The organism is Ignavibacteria bacterium (assembly GCA_013177855.1).
Classification (GTDB): Bacteria; Bacteroidota; Ignavibacteria; order Ch128b; family Ch128b; genus Ch128b.
Map to the genome: position 1 here is coordinate 244,190 of JABLYA010000002.1, position 21,904 is coordinate 266,093.

General features: G+C 32.2%; 15 protein-coding genes. 2 read left to right on the plus strand and 13 right to left on the minus strand.

All coding sequences use genetic code 11. The features are described 5' to 3' along the window. Positions 1–58: 58 nt before the first annotated feature. The 5 genes from HPY57_12205 to HPY57_12225 form a co-directional block, all read right to left on the minus strand. Positions 59–2,221: a hydantoinase gene (locus tag HPY57_12205; protein ID NPV12540.1), complete on the minus strand. Its 2,163-nt coding sequence runs from the start codon at positions 2,219–2,221 to the stop codon at positions 59–61. A 330-nt stretch (positions 2,222–2,551) separates the two neighbouring features. After that, the gene (locus HPY57_12210) at positions 2,552–4,318 is read right to left on the minus strand and encodes a family 10 glycosylhydrolase (protein ID NPV12541.1); all 1,767 of its coding nucleotides are present in this window, start codon (positions 4,316–4,318) and stop codon (positions 2,552–2,554) included. Beyond that, positions 4,311–4,631, minus strand: a complete 321-nt coding sequence (locus tag HPY57_12215) for a YbjQ family protein (protein NPV12542.1) — start codon at positions 4,629–4,631, stop codon at positions 4,311–4,313. The genes HPY57_12210 and HPY57_12215 overlap by 8 nt, the downstream gene beginning before the upstream one ends. Then, positions 4,628–4,912 (minus strand): hypothetical protein, encoded by a 285-nt coding sequence (locus HPY57_12220; GenBank protein NPV12543.1) that lies wholly within the window; start codon positions 4,910–4,912, stop codon positions 4,628–4,630. Before HPY57_12220 ends, HPY57_12215 begins: the two co-directional genes overlap by 4 nt. A 47-nt stretch (positions 4,913–4,959) precedes the next feature. Then, complete coding sequence (locus HPY57_12225) at positions 4,960–6,825, minus strand: family 10 glycosylhydrolase (protein ID NPV12544.1); 1,866 nt, start codon at positions 6,823–6,825, stop codon at positions 4,960–4,962. A gap of 235 nt (positions 6,826–7,060) precedes the next feature. Here HPY57_12225 and HPY57_12230 point away from each other — a divergent pair, with 235 nt between their 5' ends. Together HPY57_12230 and HPY57_12235 are read left to right on the plus strand one after the other, a co-directional pair. After that, the gene (locus HPY57_12230) at positions 7,061–7,678 is read left to right on the plus strand and encodes a DUF47 family protein (protein NPV12545.1); all 618 of its coding nucleotides are present in this window, start codon (positions 7,061–7,063) and stop codon (positions 7,676–7,678) included. 9 nt (positions 7,679–7,687) lie between these two features. Further along, on the plus strand, positions 7,688–8,680 hold the full coding sequence (locus HPY57_12235) for an inorganic phosphate transporter (GenBank protein NPV12546.1): 993 nt from the start codon (positions 7,688–7,690) through the stop codon (positions 8,678–8,680). Positions 8,681–8,704: 24 nt separating this feature from the next. On the opposite strand, the gene HPY57_12240 is transcribed toward HPY57_12235, so the two are convergent. The 8 genes from HPY57_12240 to HPY57_12275 all read right to left on the minus strand — a co-directional run bounded on the left by HPY57_12240 (position 8,705) and on the right by HPY57_12275 (position 21,903). Beyond that, on the minus strand, positions 8,705–9,862 hold the full coding sequence (locus HPY57_12240) for a hypothetical protein (protein ID NPV12547.1): 1,158 nt from the start codon (positions 9,860–9,862) through the stop codon (positions 8,705–8,707). A gap of 12 nt (positions 9,863–9,874) precedes the next feature. Then, positions 9,875–12,382 (minus strand): PAS domain S-box protein, encoded by a 2,508-nt coding sequence (locus tag HPY57_12245; protein ID NPV12548.1) that lies wholly within the window; start codon positions 12,380–12,382, stop codon positions 9,875–9,877. A 3-nt stretch (positions 12,383–12,385) separates the two neighbouring features. Further along, a complete protein-coding gene (locus tag HPY57_12250; protein NPV12549.1) occupies positions 12,386–15,685 on the minus strand; it encodes a PAS domain S-box protein in 3,300 nt (1,099 codons plus the stop codon). A gap of 48 nt (positions 15,686–15,733) precedes the next feature. Then, on the minus strand, positions 15,734–16,849 hold the full coding sequence (locus HPY57_12255; GenBank protein NPV12550.1) for a PAS domain-containing sensor histidine kinase: 1,116 nt from the start codon (positions 16,847–16,849) through the stop codon (positions 15,734–15,736). 172 nt (positions 16,850–17,021) lie between these two features. Beyond that, positions 17,022–18,335 carry a GAF domain-containing protein gene (locus HPY57_12260; GenBank protein ID NPV12551.1) on the minus strand — a complete coding sequence of 438 codons (1,314 nt, stop codon included), beginning with the start codon at positions 18,333–18,335 and terminating at the stop codon, positions 17,022–17,024. An 11-nt stretch (positions 18,336–18,346) separates the two neighbouring features. Beyond that, positions 18,347–19,597 carry a tetratricopeptide repeat protein gene (locus HPY57_12265; GenBank protein ID NPV12552.1) on the minus strand — a complete coding sequence of 417 codons (1,251 nt, stop codon included), beginning with the start codon at positions 19,595–19,597 and terminating at the stop codon, positions 18,347–18,349. Between the two features lie 40 nt (positions 19,598–19,637). Further along, positions 19,638–20,204 (minus strand): hypothetical protein, encoded by a 567-nt coding sequence (locus tag HPY57_12270; GenBank protein ID NPV12553.1) that lies wholly within the window; start codon positions 20,202–20,204, stop codon positions 19,638–19,640. Between the two features lie 325 nt (positions 20,205–20,529). Beyond that, positions 20,530–21,903, minus strand: coding sequence for a sigma 54-interacting transcriptional regulator (locus tag HPY57_12275; GenBank protein NPV12554.1), 1,374 nt, complete (start codon positions 21,901–21,903; stop codon positions 20,530–20,532). Position 21,904 lies beyond the last annotated feature (1 nt).

Below are 21,904 nucleotides of genomic sequence, written 5' to 3' on the forward strand. Positions count from 1 at the left end.
TATTGGTTTGAACCCCAAAATTTTTTAGAACTAATTTTCTTTACAGCAAATTGAATTTTTATTTCTTCCTGCCAGCAAGGATAATGATATTTTCATTTGGTGGGTAATTTTTCAGTTCAAGTTCGATTAAAGATAGAATTTGACTTTCGTTTATTAATCCAGATGTATCTAAAATCTTGCCGCCGTAAATCACAAAAATATCGGGCAGCAAAGCTCCTGCATCTCCAAAGGAAGTATATCTCTGAATTACTTCACTCACAATCTGCTTGAAATTTGAAGCTTGAGTTTCCAAAACTACAGCATCATTATTTTGAAGTCTGATTGTTCCTTCGCGGTCAATTATTCTTGCTCGAGTTTGATTATCTCTAAATAATCCAAAAAATCTTTTTTGTGAAACATCAGCAGTAACGGCGAGCATTCGATTAGTTCGACCAGATATTTTGCAATTCGATTTTTCAGTTTTCATTGAACGAGCACAAATCTCAATTAAATCATTATCTGATAATTCATTGATGCCCAAATCTTTAGTTCTCATTTCACTTGAACCAAATGCAATTGCGATTACTTTTTTGTTTTGAGTATCAATTTCGATTGTTGTTTCAATCGAATCTGGATTTGCTCCCATTTTAATTACAGAATCAATCGCTTGCTGTCTCAAAGAAATTAAATCACTTTCAGTTGGATTGATAATATTTTTTTCAACTGAGTCTCTAATAATTCCAAGTGCAGCTCCAATTGCAGAGATGACTTCACAATTCTCAGCAATTTTAAATTTGATATTTAGATAATTAGCAGTAAAAGGAACAATTGCAGGTGCACCTCCGCCACCTCCGACAATTTCAATTATGTCTGGATCAAGTTTGTATTCACGAATTAATTGCTTGATTGTTGGTTTAATTTTATTCGCTGCAATTTCCAGAATTTCCTTTGCAAGTTCTTCAGGTTTCTTATTAAATTTTTTACCAAGCCATTCAAAAACTTTTCTAACTTTATTTTTATCAGGGGCACTGTGTCCAACTACATCTGTCAAATCAAGCATTGCAGACGCTTCAGTAGTCGTGATCGTAAACTCAGGTTTCGAGGCTGATTTTCGTTTTATTGCGAGATAATTAGAAGGATCTTTTTCTTTGGGCTGAATTAATTGAAGTTCAATATCATCAAAATTATCAATATCAAAATCAGAAAAAGCGACATAGTTAAGATTTGCAATGTGTGCGCTTCTCGGACCGACATCAACAATATCTTGATTGTTTACTCTAATCATTGAACCGCCGGCAATACCAAGAGTTCTTACATCAAGAGTTCTAACAAATAATCTATTTCCACCTATCTGGGCACTTTTAATTTGTGGCTTCCCATTTTTGATAACAGAAATATCTGTCGAGGTTCCTCCAACTTCAATAAAAATTCCATCTGTAATTTTCGCATACATCAATGCAGCAGCAACGCCAGCAGCAGGGCCAGAAAGCATGGTTAGAATTGGTCTTTTCCTCATCTCATTAATATCCATAATTCCACCATCAGAACGCATTACCATCAGAGGAGCTTTAATTCCACTTTGTCGAATAGCATCTTCGGTCATATTAGCTGTTTCTAACATACGGGGCAGCATACTTGCGTTTATAATTGCAGTGCGTGTCCTGATTTTCAATCCATAAAGTTTTGATAACTGACTTGCTGATGTAGAAAGTAAACCTCTCTCATTTGCGATTTTTACAACAAGCTCTTCATTTTCAGGATGATCAACTCCAAATACTTCCGATGCGACAATTACCTCAGAACCTTCATCAATTAATTCGTCGATGACTCTATTTATTTTTTCTTCTGATAAGTTTTCGTTTAGATCGATGTAACGAAAACGAGTTGGCAAAAATTTTCCTGGTGCAAGCTCAATGTTTTGCTGATTTAAATCTTTGATCGCAATTTTACCCTCAATACCTTTTCCCATTCCAACTATTCCAACAGTTGCAACATCTCCTTCAAGTAATGCATTAGTTGCTTGAGTGGTAGAATGAGCGATTAAAATAATTTCATCAGGATCTATCTTTGCATCATTAATTAATTTAAGCATTGAATCTACAACGCCTCGAGCAACTCCTTCTTTTGCGGTGTGAGTTGTTAGCACACAGGCTTTACCGACAATTGAATAGTCAGATATATCCACTGCGACAGCATGAGTAAATGTTCCGCCAACATCAATTCCAATTTTGATCTTCCTCATTTAAAAATCACCATTAATTGATGTTCAATTTAAAAATGAACTGGGGCTCGAAACAATTTATAAGTGTTAGATAATTTTAAAATTCCGCTCTCAATCAAATAAAGAATTACTTTTGTTGAAATGACTAACTATCCGAATTAAGTTTGATGAATTTTACAACCTATTCTTTCTTAGTAAATATTGATCTTCATTTTGATAATCACAATTCCTTTACCTCAAAGTTAGAATAACAACGATTTAAATTCTAAGTTCAATCAAAGTTATCGATCAAAATTAAACAACTTAAACTTCTCAAGAATTGAATCAGGTGATTATGCAATTTAAAATCGTTTACAATTTGAAATTTATTATTTCAGTTTTTTGAGGCAAGAAAATCTTAATACTAAATTCTTTGGTGCGTTGTTGTGGAATTTCAAATTGCAATAAGTTAATACCGGCTTTTATCCTGCCTGAATAAAGTTCACTAATTTTATTACCTGATCTATCAAATAGATTTATCAAGACATTATTTTCAGAATTCGATTCAATTAAGAGATAACCATTTTGAGCTTCAATTCTGAATGCAACTTTGTCATCCGCGTACGCTGGTTTTAGGATTTCTTTTAAATTGGTTAACTCAACTTTAATGATTTCACTTCCACTTAAGCTTTCATTATGACCTTTATCAAAAGAAGAAACTTGATAAAAATATTCAAGTTGTGAAGGGCGTCGAATAAAATCATAGTAATAATAATTCTGAGTTGAAGTAAGAATCATTGATGGATTCTCGCGATCAATTTTTGAATTAGTTGATCTATAAATGTTGTAATACTTTGCCGTATCTCCATCGGAAGCTGGAAGTGGAATTCCCCAGACAAGCTCAATCAAACCAAGTTTTCCTTCGAGATTTCTTCCTGATAAAAGATATGGTGGATTGGGTGGAATTGAATCTTTCCATTTCATTGGTGGAATATTTGCTGGAAACTTATAAGCTGAAAATCTCTTCGATTTAATATTCTCATATCTAAAGAAACTCTGTCCTGCAGAATTATATCTTCTCGTAATTTCAATTTGCTGCTCCAGTTCTTTTTCAACGGAAGGATTAAAAGCACCAATTCCAATTACAATGTGACGACTGAAATTATTTTTTGTCCAGTCATTAACCAGTACTTCAAATTTTGGATTGCTGTTAATATCCCAATAAATCTGTGGAGCTATGTAATCATGTTTTTTTCTTCTCAGCCATTCTCTCGAATCTTGAAAAACAGAATGCTTGCCTTCCCATCCACGAGCATCATTCAAATTTTCATAAATTCCAATTGGGGCTGAACCAATTTTTAAAATTGGTTTAATTGAAATTAGAGTATCATAAATTGAGGCAATGAGTGAATTGATATTCTCTCTTCTAAAATCGGCGAGTGATTTCTTCTGTCCATACATTTCGTAAGAAAGCGAATCGTCAAAATCAACTCCTGGATAACGAATGTAATCTAGATGAATTCCATCAATATTGTAATTTTCAACAATCTCTACACAAAGATTTTTCAGATAATCTCTGACTTCAGGAAAACCAGGATCAAGCCAGTAACTTACAGAATTTCCTTCTTTGTATTTTTTTATCCATTCAGGATGTAATAAAGCAATATGTAATGGATCAGTAAAAGTAAGTGGTGCATCTCCAGATTTAACATTAAGAATATTTAACCAGGCATGAATTTCAAGATTCCTTTTATGTGCTTCTTGAATTATAAAATCAAGCGGATCAAACGATGGCTCTTGACCAAGTTTTCCGGTTAAGTAAGATGACCATGGTTCATACCTGCTTTTGTATAAAACACTTCCCTGAGATCTTACTTGAAAATAAATTGTATTAAAATTTTTTGCTTTCAGACTATCTAAAATTTCGATGAGAGATTTTTTTTGAATGACAGGATCAAAAGTTTTTGGAGGCCAATCCAGTTGATGATTGGTTGCGACCCAAACAGCTCTAACTTCTCGTTTAGGCTGTGAAAAAATCAGTTCACTAAAAACTAGAATTAAGATTAATATTTGTAATGAAATCGGAAATATTTTGTTAACAAGAATTGAAATTAATTTCATCAGGAAGCTTTTATTCATCTTCAATAATTACTGCAGTTCCGTAGGCAATTATTTCAGCTGCATTTTGCATTACATAAGATGTTCCAAATCTAACACCGATGATTGCATTTGCTCCCAGTTCCTGCGCGTTTTTTATCATTCTATCGAGAGCCTGTTCACGAGCTTCAGCAAGTAATTTAGTGTATTCAGAAATTTCACCACCCACTAAGTTTTTAAATGCAGCCAGAATGTCTTTCCCGATGTGTCTTGCTCTTACTGTGTTTCCTCGAACGATACCTAAAATTTTTACTACTTTTTTACCGGGGATAAATTCGGTTGTGGTGATAATCATTGATTAACCTCCGAATATTTATCTCCTTTTCTTAATGTTAATCTTTCACGAATCACAGAAAATAAAAGTAAAACAAATCCAATGACCGTTAGGAAAATTCCTGCTTTAACAAGTAAACTTAATTGAGTGTCTTTTAATAAAATCATAATGAATTGATACAATCCATAAGAAACTAAAATTAAAATCCCGGTGATAAATAAAAACCATCCAACAACTCGCTCAAGGCGGTTAAGAAATTTACTCCAATACAGATTGTAGTCATTTTGATTTGAATTTTTCATTTCTCTTCCTTACGAAATGTATAAATAAAATATTAATTAATATTTCTCTACTTCAAAACTATTAATTTGGTGGTTAGTGTTAATTCTGCACCTTTGACTGAACAAAAATAAACTCCTCCCGCAAGATCTATTGAATCGATTCTAATTTGATTAATTCCAGATGAATTAGAAAAACCTTCATGTGAAGTTATTTTCTGACCGAGTAAATTGTAAAGAGCAAATTGATATTTCTGATTTGCTGGAAAAGTAAATTCAACAGTTGTAGTTGAATTAAATGGGTTCGGGTAATTAATAATTTTCATTTTATTGAAATTATCATTCAGATTTGGCGAATCAGACTCAACATCAGTGGTTACATCAGGGGAAAGCTGACGGTTTAATTTTATATAAGCCGCATCAGCTCTTACTTTTTTGCCTGCTTCAACTCCGGAATTACTCAGGATCAGGACTAAATTTCTTCCCTTATTTAAATAAACCGTAGAAAGTTTTTTCCATCTTTTATTCAATGCATTTGTTTGATCAACGATGACTGCATTTAAACTTCCCGAAGAATCAACAACAAGATATCGGGCATTATTTGCCTGATCTGGTGCAGGTACAACAAAAGCATAAACATCATAATAACCCGAAACTGGAACATCAAAATAATAACTTACTGAAGCTGAATCGGTGCTTGTTGTGTAAATTGTTTGTCCTTCATAACCCGGGATTAAACTTGCCGTCCAGCTTCCAAACCGAATTGCGTTTGTTTGATCAGAAATTCTTACGATTTGTTTATACTCTCTCCAATCAGGTGATGAAAATGGCGGATATGTTTTCTGCTGGTAACGATTCTCTCTCAAAGCTTGAAAGTAATTCCTTAAATCATTTGAATACCAGATTGCATTGCCTTTAAATCCTTTTGAACGAGTCACATCAATAAATTGGAAAACAGTTGAAGCTGGCAATGGATTGCTGTTAGGACTTACAGCGAACGATGGGAATGTTTTTGACTTGTCATTAACCATCGATTGCATAAAATCTAAAATGCTCGAAAACGAAGAAGGCGTTTCAACATACATTTGAACCTGCACATTATCTATTTTATTATTGTTTACCCACCAAACCCAATCTTGGCAAAAGTTATTATACGAAGTATATTGAGAAGCTGAATATAAGCTCGGGGCATTTGAAAGATTAAGTTTTGGTCTGAAAGTCTTAACGCTGTCGTAAACCCTTGCTTGAAATTCATTAAGTTTGTCTGCTCTCCATCTTATCCATGCTGGATCCGAATAATTTGTTGGCGGTGGTGTTCCATTGTGCTCAGCACGATAAAGTGAATCAGTATAATTATCATATCCATATTGAAGTGAAGAATATCGAATACGGTCAAGTTCAATTCCATCAACATCATAATTTCTGACAATCTCCATCACAAGGGCAATTAAAAAATCTTGAACATCTTTTCTTGTTTGAACCATCCAGTAAAAATTTGAATTATCTTTTTCGCCGCCATCAAGTCTTTTTGCGACCCAATGCGGATAAGTATCGAAAATTTTCCCTTTTCCGCTTGTTCCTGGATAATATGGTTCATAACCTCCAACAAATCCATACTCAAACCAGGCTTCAACATGCAAACCGTGTTTATGTGCTTCAGCAATTGCTTCGGCTAAAATGTCTCTTCCATTGTAAGCTGGATCAATGTAAACGCCTGTATGTTGATAAAATACCTCACTATTCCATAAAGGATAACCACGACTCCAGACATTGACATAAATAACATTAAAATTTGCCGCAGCGATTGAATCAATTGCTTGAGCTAACGCTTCTTTCGTTCCAAGTTGATCTCGAGCAATCCAGGTTCCTCTTAATTCTTGAGCGTAGATATTTGAGCAAAATAAAGTCAATAAAAGAATAAACAAGAATTTTTTCATAACACCAGTCCACTTAAATTATTTTAAGATCCTCAAATCGGTTGATTCAAATATAAATAATTTGAAAATCATTTAATCCAATGTATTTGCTCTAATTAGAATTCCAGCTATTTATTGAAAAATAATCTTTAAAGTATCTCAAGATAGATTAAATCAAGAGACTGATAGTAATTAGAATTAAATCAGCAAACATCAAATTAAGTTTTGTAAATTTGCATAACAATTTGAGGAAAAATTGCTAAAGAAATTAATACCAAAAGAAGAAAAGTACTTCGAATATTTTAATCAGCTTGCCTCCCTGCTAAGTGAAATAGCAGGAGATGTGTATAAACTTTATACCGATGTAAAAGATATCGATTCCATAGTCTCCAATCTAAAAAATAAAGAACACCAATGCGATAAGATTACTTCATCGGTCCGACACCAATTAAACCATACATTCGTCACACCATTTGATCGGGAAGATATTTTACAGTTAGTCAAACGAATGGATGATATTGCGGATATTCTTTTAGTTGCAGCCTCCCGATTCCAAATCTTCAAAATCAGCGAAAAGATTGATTATACCGATGAAATTGCCAGAATTGTAAAAGAACAAACCGAAGTAATAAATCACGCCATCCACAACCTCAAGCAGCATAAAAGCATAATTGACGAGTGCGATCGAGTCAAACACCTCGAATCAGAAGCGGATAACATTTATCATCAAGCTTTGACAAATTTATTCGAAAAAGAAAAAGATGCGATTAGTTTAATCAAGAAAAAAGAGATCTTAGATGTAATCGAAAGAGCTTCTGATATCTGCCAGTCGGTCGCAAGAATCATTGAGTCAATAACCATAAAAAATGCTTGAGAAAACAAAATGACAATAGTCGTACTCCTGATTTTCATCGCTCTTGTTTTTGATTTCTATAACGGAATGAATGATGCAGCAAATTCTATTGCCACAGTTGTTTCTACAAAGGTATTAACTCCTTTGCAAGGCGTTGCCTGGGCAGCATTCTTTAATTTTATAAGCGCTTTTATTTTTGGTGTTCATGTTGCCAATACAATTGGCAAAGGTATAGTTGATCCTTCAATCGTTGATAACACTGTGATTTTTTCTGCATTAGTTGGCGCAATAATCTTAACTTCTACAGCAACTCACAATGGACTTCCAATCAGCGTTTCCCATGCAATAATTGGTGGGTTTGCTGGTGCTGGAATTATAAAAGCAGGATTTTCAGCTTTAATTCTTGCCGGTATAGTAAAAGTTGCATTGTTTATCTTTTTATCTCCTTTGATTGGGTTTCTGTTAGGACTAGTCATAAGTATAATTACATTATGGATTGTGAAAAATCAGCCTCCAAGAAAAGTAGATAAAGTTTTTCGTCAACTTCAATTAATTTCTGCAGCTGCTTACTCGATGGGACACGGCACAAACGATGCTCAAAAAACAATGGGAATAATTACGGCTCTACTTTATTCTAATGGATTACTTAAAGAATTTCATGTACCATTCTGGGTCGTTATTTCCTGTCATATTGCAATCGCTCTTGGAACATTGACAGGTGGTTGGAAAGTGATCAGAACACTTGGTATGCGAGTAACAAAACTAAGACCTTTCCATGGCTTTAGCGCTGAATTTTCTGCTGCTATTACTTTATTTGGTGCTTCTTCTTTTGGAATTCCAGTAAGTACAACGCATACAATTACTGGTTCAATAATTGGCGTTGGCTCAATTCAAAATTTCTCAGCTGTAAAATGGGGAGTAGCAAAAAATATTGTTATTGCCTGGATACTAACAATCCCACTAAGCGCCCTTTTCTCAATTATTACTTACATGATCGTTAAATTTTTTATAAATGGTTTTTAAGTATTCCCGAATATCTTTTTAGGATTACAGAATTTTTATTTCAGTGATCTTAAGATATTTATCAAAAACTGAAAAAGTTATTCGAGCCTTTCGAGATTGCTTAGAACCACTGATCTTAAATTCCAAATCACAAAATCCGAGCTTTGGATATTGATAACGCACACCGCCTTCATAAAATATTTTGTCATATCTTGGTTGTGATGGCTTTTTCGAAATTAGTTCTACCTTGATGTTGTTCCCAATTCTCTTCAATACTTCATTTTCATACCATTCAGGGAATTTTTGAGGAATTAAATTCTGACTGTATCTAAAATCAACATAAGCTAAAGCAAAATCCATTAATTTTTTATCAGCCAGAGCAAAAAATTGTTGAGTGACTTCTTTAGCATTCGAAGTATATTTCGAAAAATATTCCATCCACATTTTTGATCTTTCTTCGGCAAGTTCCCTCAAAGCTGATGTGTTAGGAATGTAATAATCATCTGTTGGGACTTTCAATTCAGCAATTGTTGGTTTCTCAACTCTTGCAAATTCTGGCAATCCAGAATAAACATAAAAATTTTTTTCTACCGGAAAACGAATTGAACTGATTGGAAAAATTCTGGGGAAAACTTCTTTTGTGGGCACAAAGAGAAGAACAACAATATTATCCCTTCGATAGAGAGCAAGGTAAATAGGAATACCTGAATACATAGTATAAAGAACTTTTTGATCGTCGCCCAGAATCCTTTTATCATCAATTGTCTTAAATTCTTGACCTATCATTTCAGTGTATAAATTCTCTAAGAACGGAAGTGCTTTTGATGCATTCTCTGCATTTTTAAACTGAAAGTAAACTATGCTAAAAGTTACATTTCTTGAAACCTCAACATAAACTCCCGTGATGCTTTTCACAAAACCTTGAGCTTCAATTTCGTCAAGGATCATTTTTAGTACTTTTTGTTTATCTTCAGGTTGATTATTGAGATTGGCTTTTTTGAATTCATTGAAATCTTTACTCTCGATTTTTTCTCTGAAATAAACGAGTAAAGGTTCAGCAGCAAAATCCTCAGTTTGAGGAAACAACTTCTCTAAATTAATTTCCTTGCTAATATTCGGTTGAATATTTTCGGTTCTCTTATCTGCATTGCAAGAAATAAACAATACTCCTGTCAATAAAATCAAAAATTTTATTCTTTTCATAAATATTCCATTTTAAGTTGCCATTACCTGAATTAGCATCCTTGAAAGTTCTTCAAATGAGACTGGCTTGGTTCTAACTTGATTAAAGCCAAGTTCTTTTAAGCGAGATTCTGAAATAATTGATTCGGGTGAGAGTAAACCAATCATTTTTAGGTTCTCTAGTTTCAGTTTATTTCTTACTTCATCAACGACTTTCTCAGCTTCAATCTCATTCTGAATATTGATAGAATAAATCACGCAGTCAACTGGTTTATGTTTAAGGAAACTAACAAGTTTTTTACCTTCCTGAATTGTGAAATATTCAACGCCAAGCCTGACCATCAAAGATTCAAGATAAAATTGATCATCTTTATCATTGTCAATAATTAGAATTGTAGGTTTGAAAGATGATTTATGTCTTTCTTCCAGTAATTTCAAAAGATTTTCGTCGAGCTCCTCGGATTTAATTACAGGAAATAAAACGGTAAAAGTTGAACCGACATTTACTTCACTCTCAACATAAATTTCTCCACCCATCATCTTCGTCAATTTTTGTGTGATGGTAAGTCCAAGTCCTGCGCCCTCAAAATTTCGGCTATAGCCTTCATGTGCCTGTCTGAACAATCCAAAAATATCTTTCAATGCAGACTTAGGAATTCCAATTCCTGTATCTTTAACTGAGATGTAAAGATTTTCTCCTTCGTTCTTTGTAGTAATAGTAATTCCACCCTTTGAAGTAAATTTTATTGCGTTGTTTAGAAGATTTGTAATTATTTGCTGGAAGCGAACCTCATCAATTCTAATGTAAGGATTGGTTGCCTTAAAATCTGTAATTATCTGTAAGCCTTTTTGTTTTGCTGTTTGTTCATACTCGGAAACCACATCTAAGATTAGAGATTCAGCATTCCTTATTATGAATTCAAGCTTCAGTTCGTTTGATTCGATTCTCGAAATATCAATAATATCACTGATTAATGTAAGAAGTCGTTTGCTGTTTCTGGTAATCATATCAAATAAATGTTCATTTGCTTGATATGTGTCAGGATCAATTTCGTTTTTTAGTATATCTACAGAGCCAAGGATTATATTCACTGGTGTGCGAACCTCATGAGACATCATACTCAAAAAATTGCTTTTCAATCTATCTGATTCTTCAGCTTTAAATTTTGCATTTCTTAATTCATCCTCGATTCTTTTTCTTTCTTCAAAATCACGAATGATAAGAATAAGAAATTCATTTTCTTCAATCTCAACATATTTGGCTGATATCTGGACATTAAAAACTTCACCGTCAGTTTTTTTAGTAACCGCTTCAAAAACTAACCCGTTGTTTTCTTTGATATTCTTTAAATAATCTTTCCATTGATTTTTAAGGTTTTCGGAGAAATAATCTAAAAGGTTTAAAGACATATTCTCAGGTTTCTCAATTTTATAAAATTCAACAAACTTGTCATTGTAATCTACAATTCGGTTTTGATTATCAACAATCACAATTGCATCATTTGCAATTTTTGTAATGTATTCATATTGCTTTTTAATTAATTCTTTTTGTTTTCTAAGTGAATCCGTTTGTTTGATTAATTCTTCCTTCTCTCTCTTAATATAAGTCATCATTATTCCAAAGAATATTGCTGTTACAGCAAAGATTGTCCCAAAAATTCTGAAATAGATTTTTTTCAATTCTCGGTATATTTCTTCCTGGTCAAATTTAACTAGCAAAAACCAGTTATACTTTGGAAGGAAATTCACATAAGCATAAACTTTTTGACCTCTGTAATCGAGACCCTCAAAAAATTTTTTCCCGCTTGTTCTTGACTCTCGATTAAGTTGAATTGGATATAAAGCTTCTTGCAATTTAAAGGCAATGTTTCCAAGATAACGAGAATCAGAAATGTAAGTTATAACATTATCTCTTACCTGAGCTAACATCGATTCAAAACCATTTAATTGCTCAAAATCGCTCTTCAAAATTTTGTACAAAGATTTCCTTGCATCAAATTGAGCGTAAAAAACAAAAGATTTATTATTATCAAAGGGCAATAAAACTCGAGTTTCAAAAACAGATTTATTTGTTTTATTATCATAGAACAATTCACTGATTAGAATACTATCCTGGTCAAAATTAAAATTAGATTTATCTACAAAATTTCTGTCTTCAATACTAGGACCTTTTTGGTAAATCAATTTCCCCTTTGTATCAAATATTAAGACTTCCAGCAATCCGAACTCTGAAAATTTATTATCAAACAACTCATCAAGAATTGGATTTTGACTAAACTTATTTGCACTGGTTAAAACTTTTAATTCACTCTTTAAAGTTGGAGAGTATCTTAGAGAACCCAACTTAAATCGAACATTTTCAAAAAACATATTAATCTTTACTTCCTGCACCTGACTTATGCTGATGAGTTTATTAACATAGTAATCAACAATCTGACTCTGAATTCTCAGGAAGGAGTAAACTCCAAAAGCAATGAACAAAACCAAGAAAATTATAGGAACGAGATAAGTCTTTGTGTTGAATTGGACAAATTTTTTCATAGGTTAGTTTTTTCTTAAAAATTTGAACAATAATTGAGATAATTGTTCCATTGTAAAAGGTTTTGCGATATAATCATCAAATCCAACAGAAAGGAAACGTTCTTTATCTCCGAGCATTGCATGAGCTGTCATAGCAATGATAGGGATCTTCTGATATTTTGGATTTCCTTTTATTATTTTCAAAGCATCTTCGCCGCTTAGTCCACCAGTTAGACTAATATCCATTAAGATTAAATCAATGTGTTTGTTTTTTAGAATTTCAAAAGCTTGTTCTGAATCAGTTACTGAGAAATATTTTAATCCGAGCTTACTCAAAATTACTTCAACGAAATATGAATTATCTTTATTGTCCTCAACTATTAAAATTGTTGGTTCGTCAGTTTCGACCACAATTAGTTCTTTTTCTTCCTGTATTTCTTCAATCTTCTCTTCCAAATCTGCCGAAATAATTGGAAAAACTACGGTAAATGTCGAACCTTTATTCAATTCACTTTCAACATAAATCTCACCATTCATCATTGTAACTAATTTTTTAGTAATTGCAAGTCCGAGTCCAGCACCTTCAAAATTCCGATTGTATCCTTCTTCAGCCTGACGGAAAAATTCAAATAAATGTGGAAAATATTCTTTTGGAATTCCTATACCTGTGTCTTTAACCGAGACATAAACTTTATTTGATTTGACTTCGGCTGATACGGTAACTCCTCCTCTGGAAGTAAATTTAATTGCATTTGAAATTAAATTGGACATTATCTGATTAAATCTTAAATCATCAACTTTGATAAATACATTTTCAATATTTACTTCATCTCTTAACTCAAGACCTTTTGCAGCAGCTTCATCAACAAATTCTTCAATTGCATTCTTCAATAATGTCTTTACATCATAAATATTAAAATTAAGTTTCATCTCATTAGATTCAATTCTTGAAATATCAATGATGTCATTGATTAAAGTTATTAGTCGCTTGCTGTTTCTTTCGATTACACTAAAAACATGATCTTTCTCTGGAAAATCATTTGGATCGATCGCACCTTTAATTATATCAAGAAAACCAAGAATAACATTGAGCGGTGTTCTAACTTCGTGAGACATCATTGATAGAAAATTGCTTTTAATTCTATCGGACTCTTCTGCTTTTAATCTTGCTCGTTTTAATTCTTCTTCTGCTTTAATTCTTTCTGTTACATCTTTTTTAATTGCGACAAATGAAACTATCTGATCATTTTCATTCTTAATTGGCGAAATGAGCATTTCTTCAGTATATAAACTTCCATCTTTCTTTTTATTGACCAGAATCCCTTGCCAGGATTTTCCGGATAGAATTGTCTGCCATAGATCTTTATAAAATTCATCTGGCTGAACTCCGGATTTTAAAATTCTTGGAGTTCCGCCCTTAATTTCCTCAAGAGTGTATCCTGTGATTCTTTCAAAAGCAGGATTTACATATTCGATCACACCATTGACATCAGTAATCATCATCATCTCATCAGTATTCTCAACAGCACGAGTTAATTTTTCTAAGTATTCAAGGAATTTCTTTCGTTCTGTTATATCTCGGATGAACATTTGAACAACTTTCTCGCCGCCTAGTTCAACAATGCTCAGATTAATCTCAGCATCAAAAATTTCGCCGTTAGTTCGCTTCAATTTTAAATAAAAAGATTTCCCTTCTCCTTTTTCAGGGAATTCAATTAAATCCAGAATTTCGTTGACAATCTTCTCATCTGGTTCCGCAATAAAGTTTTCGAAATTTTGATTGAGAAGATCTTCCTTTAAAATTCCAAATAGTTTACCAGCTTTAGAGTTACAATCAACAATTAAATTCTTTTTCAAAACCAAAATTGAATCATAGGCCTGCTCAAACAGTGTATGAAATTTCTTTTCTGATTCCTTTAACTGGAATTCGGTTTTCTTCCTGTCCTCAATATTTCTAATTATTGCGACCAAGAATAATTCATTATTAATTGAAATAATCTTCGCAGAAATTTCTACAAAAAACTTGTGCCCTGTTCGATTGATATGAATAGATTCATAAACTGAACCTGAATCGTTTCTTAATCGATTTAATAAACTAACCCATTCAACACGGTTTTCTGGAGCCTCAAGTAAAACAAACGGTCTCCCTTTTAACTCAGTTAAAGAATACCCATACATTTCTACAGCTTTATCGTTTGCTTCTACAATAGTTCCATCCTTGCTTATCAGGAAGAATGCATCATTAGCATATTTACTAATAATCTGGTATTTCTGAGTCATCAGATTTTGCATCTTCTGAATTTCAAGCTCTCGTTTTATTTTCTCAACTTCTTCTCTTCTCCACAATACACCAAGCACTACTATGAAAAGGAAAAGAATAAGAACGATTGACCCAGAAATTGTATATAAAATTTTATTAGTTGATATAAGAACTTCTTTCTTGTCGATTTTGCTTACAAGGAACCAGTTCAATAAAGGTATATAAGTCGAATAAGCAAAAACTTTCTCACCTCTATAATCAGTACCCTCTATTATTCCTTTTCTCGAAACATTCATTTTTTTACCAGGAATCTCTTCAGCTCCAGTTTTTGATTTTAATGTTATATCTGAACTGAAGAGAAATCTCAATTCATTTAAGTAAATCAATTCGCCATTTTCTTCTGCAAGGAGAAGTGTTTCGAGAGTTGATTTTTGTGCGGTAAAAGTATTAATCAATGGAAAAATAGTTTTTCGAGCGTCGGAAATTAGAATTAAATAGTAATCCGGTTTTGAAAGATTAGGCTTGGTAAAGATACCCGTTGCAATTTCACAGATTGGAATTATGTTTTCATAAATCGGATTTCTTTTCTTTAAGATTTTTGATACAAAGAAATAATTTTCAGAATCGAACTCAGAAATTTCGCTTTTAGTCGATGGGCTAATATCATAAAGAATATTTTGATATGAATAAATTCTGTTAAAAGAACTATCGTAAATAACAATGGTGATTAATTTTTTATCTACGATTTCCTTCTTAAAAAAATCATCAAGTAAAGTACGATTTCTCAGATCATTTTGATTTCTCAGATAACTTAATAACAGCCCTTTGAAATTTTCTGACTTTGTTAAAACTTCACAAGAAATCTTTGTATCAACATACCATTCAGAAAGATTTTTCTCTTCCTTTTCTGCAACAAGTCGAAGAAATTTTTGTTCTTCATCAATTAATCTGTTTCTCTCAAACTGATAAAGGATATACTCCAACCCAAGAATTGTCAGGGTAAGAATTACGAAAATCGTAATTATTGTATTTCGTGAAAGTATATTTTCAATTTTTTCTTTCATAAAATTCAATCAAGATATTTCAATGAAATAAATAACTTGTTGATGTTCTTAATTCCTAAAAATTGGCAATGTAAATGTAAATGTAGTCCCAACTCCTTTCACACTATCAACGGTGATTGAACTATTAATTAAATCGAGATATCGTTTCGTTAACGCTAGTCCGAGTCCATTGCCTTCATATGGTCTATTAAATCCATCCTCTTCCTGACTAAATGGTTCAAAAATATGATCTAAATATTCTTCGCTAATTCCAATTCCTGTATCTTTGATTGAACAGAATAAAATTGTCTCGTTCTTATTTGGAAAAGTTTCTATTTTAATGTAACCTTTATTAGTGAATTTTATTGCGTTTTCTATAAGATTTGTTAAAACTCTATTCAGAGCGGGTTTATCAGCCAGAATTTGTAGATGTTTCTCATCTAAATTGAGAAAAATTTCCAATTTTTTACTTTCTATTTCAGACTTAAATTCACTTAAAACTTTTTGAACCTCTTCCTTTAAATTAGTTGGTTCAATATTGATCTGGTAATTACCCGTGTCTATTTGAGAAAGCTCAAGTATTTGCGTTAGCGTTCTATATAATCTTTTAATTCCAATTTGAAAATTTCCAATCAAATCGAATTCAGATTCGCTTACTTTGCCTTTCACAGTTTCAAGGATTAAATCACCAAAACCAATTATAGCATTTAAAGGTGTTCTAATTTCATGAGATAAGTTGGCAAGGAATGCATTTTTCAACCTATTTGCTTCAGCTGCTTCGTCTTTAGCAATTCTTATTTCTTCCTGAGCAAGTTTAACTTCTGAAATATCTTTATGTGTAATTACAAGATATTCTACTTCACCTTCATCATTTAGAAGTGGGAATAAAGTTGATTCAACCCAGATTGTATAACCTTTACCTTGTTCTAAAAGAGTATCGTAATATCCCTCTAGAAAAAGTGTCTGTTTGGCTTCAAAAATTTGTTTTATTTTATCTAAGAGATTTGAAGTCATTAAAATTTTATCATCAAATAAATTATAATTCTCAAGATGTTCTTTTTTAATTCCCCACAATTTTTCAAATGCTTCGTTATGATAAACAGGTTTGCCCAGTTTGTCAAAAACAATTACTCCGACTGGAATTTTATCAATCATTATCTTGAAATATTCAAGTTTTGGTTCCATAATTTTTATTTTTTATTAATTATCGATTACAAGTATTTACGATTTAAATTCTTTACAAACTTATGTATAAAATTTAAAAAGAATTAAAGTAAAAAAAATAAAAATTTAGATTTAGGAAATGTGTCTTAAATTTCTTACTGCAAAATAATCCATTTGAAATTTAGGACAAACATCAGACGATAGGAAGGGAGAAATAAAAAGTTGCCCCTTTGTTTGGTTCTGATACGTAGTAGATTCTTCCATTATGATTATCAATAATCTTTTTCACAATCAATAATCCATAACCTTTGCCTTCAACGCCTGTATTAATTTTATGAATGAAAAGTTGTTTTTGTATATCCTGAGGAATGCCGGGACCATTATCATTAATTTTTACAACAACTTGATTACTTTCCTGATCATGAAAGGTTGATATCCTTATGTGGCAGTCAGATTTTTTCTCAACAGAGTTTGAAATCAAATTTATAATAACCTGTTCTATTTGTTCGTGATCGTATTCAAGTAATGGAACTTTGTCTAAGTTTAATTCAAAAGTTACCTCTTTAAATTTCTTTGTCTTCTTGATGTAACTAACAATATTTCTAATGCTTCTGTTAATATCACCCAGATTTTTAGAAACTTCAAATCTTGTGGATGCAATTAGAGCTTGTGCGTATCTTTGTATCTTTCTAATGCTCTCTGAGGCAATCTCAAGTTTCTGGATTAGTTGTTCTAAAGTTTCTCCATCAACCGGTTGATTTTCATTTATTCTCTGGATTCGTTTCAAGACACTTTCGTTTTCAAGTAATGCAAGATGAACAAAGTTCTGAACTTCCTGACCAATTTGAGCATTTAATTCTTTCTTTAATACAAGTCTTTCTGATTTGATTAACTTTTCGTGCATCTCTTGAACTTCATTAAAGGCACGATCAAGATTATGATATAGTTTAGCATTCCGAATTGCAATAGCAGCATGTCCAGCAAGAATTTCGAACATTCTGATAGTTTCAGATTTTTTAAGATTGGTTAGTTTTTTACTATCAACATAAATTACACCAATCTTTTCGCCATTGGTAATTAAAGGTGTACATATTATTGTTTGAAGTTCAAGATTCATTATGCTTTGACGTGATTGGAAATTCCTATCTGCTCTGGCATCTTCAATGTAGATAGTTTCGCCTAAGTCAAAAGCATCTTTCACAACGCTTTTGCTTATTTCGAAATCTTCTTCTGGAAGGAATTCGCCATTAATATTCATGCCGACTTTATATCTCAAATCATTGGAGTCATCCAGGAGGAGGAGAAAACCTCTCTCTGCTCGAGCAAGCTTAATTGCATTGTACATAACAAGGTTTAATACTTCTTCGAGAATTAGAGAATTATTAATTTTTTGTACAATATTTAATATCATTTCTATATTCTCTTGACCTAAACCCTTTTCCTGACTTGCATCATCATTCAGAGAGAAAATTTTATTTTGCTGAGATATAAAGTCGGCGAAACGCATAATCTATTCCTTTACTTTGAACTGTTTGTTCTATCGATTACAATTTTTACTCTTTCCAGATTTTCCTTAGCACCGAGCTTGCTAAAATATTGCTCCGAAATTTTCAAATATTCCCTTGCTAAATCTGCTTTATTCCACTTTCGATACAAAATACCAAGTTCATAAGCAGCTTCTGCAAAATTCAACAAACTTTCGATTTCTTCGCTTAATCGCAAGCTCGTTAGCAGATATGTTTCTGCAATTTCAAAGTTGGAAGTATCACGCTGAATTATACCTTTGATCTTATATGTATCAGCTAAACCTACTCTGTCCATAATTTTGTAAAATACTTCCATCGCTCTTATACAATATTCCATAGCCATAGCGTATTCTTCCAGCTTAGCATAAACATCTCCCTTACCGAGGTAGGCTAACCCAGTAGATAAATAATAATTTGCTTCGAGTGCATATTCAAGGCTTCGATCAAATTCTGTGAGTGCGGCTTCAAGCTCACCACGGTTTTTGAAGAGCATTCCCATATTATATCGCACCAAAGAGAGGCGCTTTAGATCCATTAACTTTTCAAAAGAAGCTAATGCTCTCTTAAAATGAGTTACCGCTTCATCCCAATGGCTTTGAATTGTCTTTAAATTTCCAATATTCATTTCAACGATACCAATCCAGAGTTCATCTTTCATCTTTGAAAATGCACTCAAAGCATCATTGAAATTTTTTAATGCACTTTTAATTGCACCTTTTTCAGATTTAATAATTCCTGTCAGATTATCAACCCGCGCAAGGCCTTTTTTATCTTTTTTCTCATTAAAAATCTGGCGTGCTTTCTTTAAATCATTTTCAGCCAGCTTCCATCTTGATGAACGGACATAAACTTCCGCTCTATTAAAATAGGCTTGTGCAACAAGACTTAAATATTTTTTCTTATTCTCTGCAAGGTGAATTAGTAGTGAATATACATATTCTGAATAATTCACTTCACCAAAGTCAAGACAAATTTTTCCAAGCTCAAGAAGGTAACCTAAATATAGATCTTCCTTTAAATTTTTCTGACAGAAACTCAGTAAATTATCGGAATAAAATTTAACTCGAATGTCGTCTATTTCCTTTAAATCATCCTTACTATCTTTTCTGACTTTTAGTAGAAGCTCCTGCTCAAGTTTTTCCGCTTTTTCTAAGATAATTTTTAAGTCGTTAATTAGATTTTCACCACAATATCTACTGGATAGCTCGAACAACTCATTTATGAACTTCTTAATTCTTTCCATTTTATTATTCCTCTCGCATTTAAACTATCCAATAGATTAATTAATTACCCCATCCATATCTTGAAAAATGATCTGTTCTAAAACTTACACTTGTCTCAGTATAATAATATGGTCCTTTTACTTTTTCCCACTTGCCTGCTTCTTCATTGAAATAATAGACTTTAAGTTTCTTTGCCTCTTTTTGAGTTAAACCAAATCTAGAAAAGTCTAAAGTAACAACGACATTTCCATTAAATTGCATCGATGGACCGAACTCAACCCAGCTAAATTCTTGATCGGCGGCAGTAACTGTGAATGTAGTTGTTTCATTAAATGTGAATGGTGGAATGTAAACATAATTTCCAAAAGTTTCGTCTCCACCGACTACCCCACCAACAGCAGGATCAAGAGTTGCACTTGCGGTTGCAACTGTACTGATAGAATTCATTTTTGGATTAGTAATTGCTCTAAGGAAAGTAACTCCTGCAGGGGGAGTATTCTTGTCCTGAATTGTTTGGGTTAATGATTGGTCAACTGGTGCAACTGGCGAAATTGTTTCTTGGCAACCAGTTACTAAAAGTGTGCTGACAAAAAGCACAACAACGAGGGAAATTGTTAATTTTTTCATGGTACTCTCCTGATTTTTTTGTTAAACATGTTTTTTTTAACTGTATATTAAAAGTCAATTTGTATGCCCAATGAAAAAGCTTAAAAAATAGATTAATTATAAGATTAGGATAAAAATTAGTGGCTAATATTACTCACTTTGCTAATATTATTAATTAACCCATATTAAATAGGAATGAAAAAAGCCACGAAATATTAAAATTTTTTAGTAGAATTTTAAACTTTTACGAAAAAATAATTTTAACAATCTGCTGTTAATTTTTTGTTTTGCAATACATTGTTTATTGCTTTGATTTTAACTGTAAAAAATTTTTACAAGCTTTTGATCAATATTTTTCATTTAAGATCTTTAGAAGACTTGGACGTGAAATTCCTAAAATTTTTGCTGCTTGAGTCTTATTACCATCCACAAGTTTTAATACTTCCCGCGCTAAATCATAAGTTACATCTTCTATTCTTGCTTTATCAATTTCCACTTTCAATTCAATAAAGTTTTTCTTCATTGTTGAAAGAATTTCGCTTGAACCTAGATGAATATATTTTTCATTAATTATTCTTGTATCAGATAAAAGAATAGCCCGCTCAATAACATTGGAAAGTTCACGTATATTGCCAGGCCAGGAATATTGTAATAGAAGCTGTTTAGCTTTCTGCGTAAATCCCTCTTTGTTTTCGTTATATTTCTTATTGAATTGGTCTAAGAAAAATTCAGCTAATGGAACAATATCTTCTTTTCGTTCTCTTAATGGCGGTAAACTTATAGAAATTACTTTTAATCTATAGTATAAATCAGCTCTAAACAGTTTTTCTTCAACTAATCTGTCTAAGTTTTGATTTGTTGCTGCAATAATTCTGCAATCAATCTTTATATCTTTAATACCGCCTACTCTTTTTATAGTTTTATTCTCAATTGCGCGCAATAACTTAACCTGTAAACTCAGATTTAAGTCACCTATTTCATCAAGAAAAATAGTTCCGTTCTCAGCAATTTCCATTAAACCCGGCTTAGAATTTTTTGCATCAGTAAAAGCTCCTTTTTCATAACCAAAAAGTTCAGATTCGAATAGATTTTCGGCGATTGCGGAGGTGTTCAATTCTATAAAAGGAGATTCTGCACGATTCGAGTTGTAGTGTATTGCTTTTGCAAATAATTCCTTTCCTGTTCCAGTTTCACCTAACAATAAAACTGTTGCATCACTTTTATATGAAACTTTTTTTGCAATCTCTACACACTCAAGAAATTTTGGTGATTTGCCAATTAAATTTTCAAAACTAAATTTTTGATAAACTTTCTTCCTATTAATTTGAATTTCCAATTGTGTTTTTAAGGAATCGACTCTTTCAACAACATCATTTCTTAAAACGAATTCATCATCAGGGAAATAATAAATGTTTGTAAAACCTAAGCGACTTATCAGTGTCAACTCTTTTGCCTGACCATTGCTTAATGAAATAAATACATTATTAGGATTTATTATTCCCTCAATTTTCTTGAAGAAATCTAAAATCTCACTACTTAAGGAATTAAGATTAAATACAAATAATGCATTCTGAATTTTGATGATAAATTCACTTGAAGCTTCACTAAACTCTACTTGAGAAATATTGACATCCTTAATTGTCTTAAATAACCAGTCAATATTTTCGAGTGTGCCTTTAGAATTAATTATTACAACTTTTATTTTGTCTAAACTTCCCATA

Bases quoted from the DNA above. Each gene is read 5' to 3' on its own strand.
- HPY57_12225 (NPV12544.1), bottom strand. From the start codon at position 6,825: ATGAAAAAATTCTTGTTTATTCTTTTATTGACTTTATTTTGCTCAAAT.
- HPY57_12270 (NPV12553.1), bottom strand. From the start codon at position 20,204: ATGAAAAAATTAACAATTTCCCTCGTTGTTGTGCTTTTTGTCAGCACA.
- HPY57_12235 (NPV12546.1), top strand. From the start codon at position 7,688: ATGACAATAGTCGTACTCCTGATTTTCATCGCTCTTGTTTTTGATTTC.
- HPY57_12245 (NPV12548.1), bottom strand. From the start codon at position 12,382: ATGAAAAAATTTGTCCAATTCAACACAAAGACTTATCTCGTTCCTATA.
- HPY57_12205 (NPV12540.1), bottom strand. From the start codon at position 2,221: ATGAGGAAGATCAAAATTGGAATTGATGTTGGCGGAACATTTACTCAT.
- HPY57_12215 (NPV12542.1), bottom strand. From the start codon at position 4,631: ATGATTATCACCACAACCGAATTTATCCCCGGTAAAAAAGTAGTAAAA.
- HPY57_12210 (NPV12541.1), bottom strand. From the start codon at position 4,318: ATGAATAAAAGCTTCCTGATGAAATTAATTTCAATTCTTGTTAACAAA.
- HPY57_12265 (NPV12552.1), bottom strand. From the start codon at position 19,597: ATGGAAAGAATTAAGAAGTTCATAAATGAGTTGTTCGAGCTATCCAGT.
- HPY57_12240 (NPV12547.1), bottom strand. From the start codon at position 9,862: ATGAAAAGAATAAAATTTTTGATTTTATTGACAGGAGTATTGTTTATT.
- HPY57_12255 (NPV12550.1), bottom strand. From the start codon at position 16,849: ATGGAACCAAAACTTGAATATTTCAAGATAATGATTGATAAAATTCCA.
- HPY57_12275 (NPV12554.1), bottom strand. From the start codon at position 21,903: ATGGGAAGTTTAGACAAAATAAAAGTTGTAATAATTAATTCTAAAGGC.
- HPY57_12220 (NPV12543.1), bottom strand. From the start codon at position 4,912: ATGAAAAATTCAAATCAAAATGACTACAATCTGTATTGGAGTAAATTT.
- HPY57_12260 (NPV12551.1), bottom strand. From the start codon at position 18,335: ATGCGTTTCGCCGACTTTATATCTCAGCAAAATAAAATTTTCTCTCTG.
- HPY57_12250 (NPV12549.1), bottom strand. From the start codon at position 15,685: ATGAAAGAAAAAATTGAAAATATACTTTCACGAAATACAATAATTACG.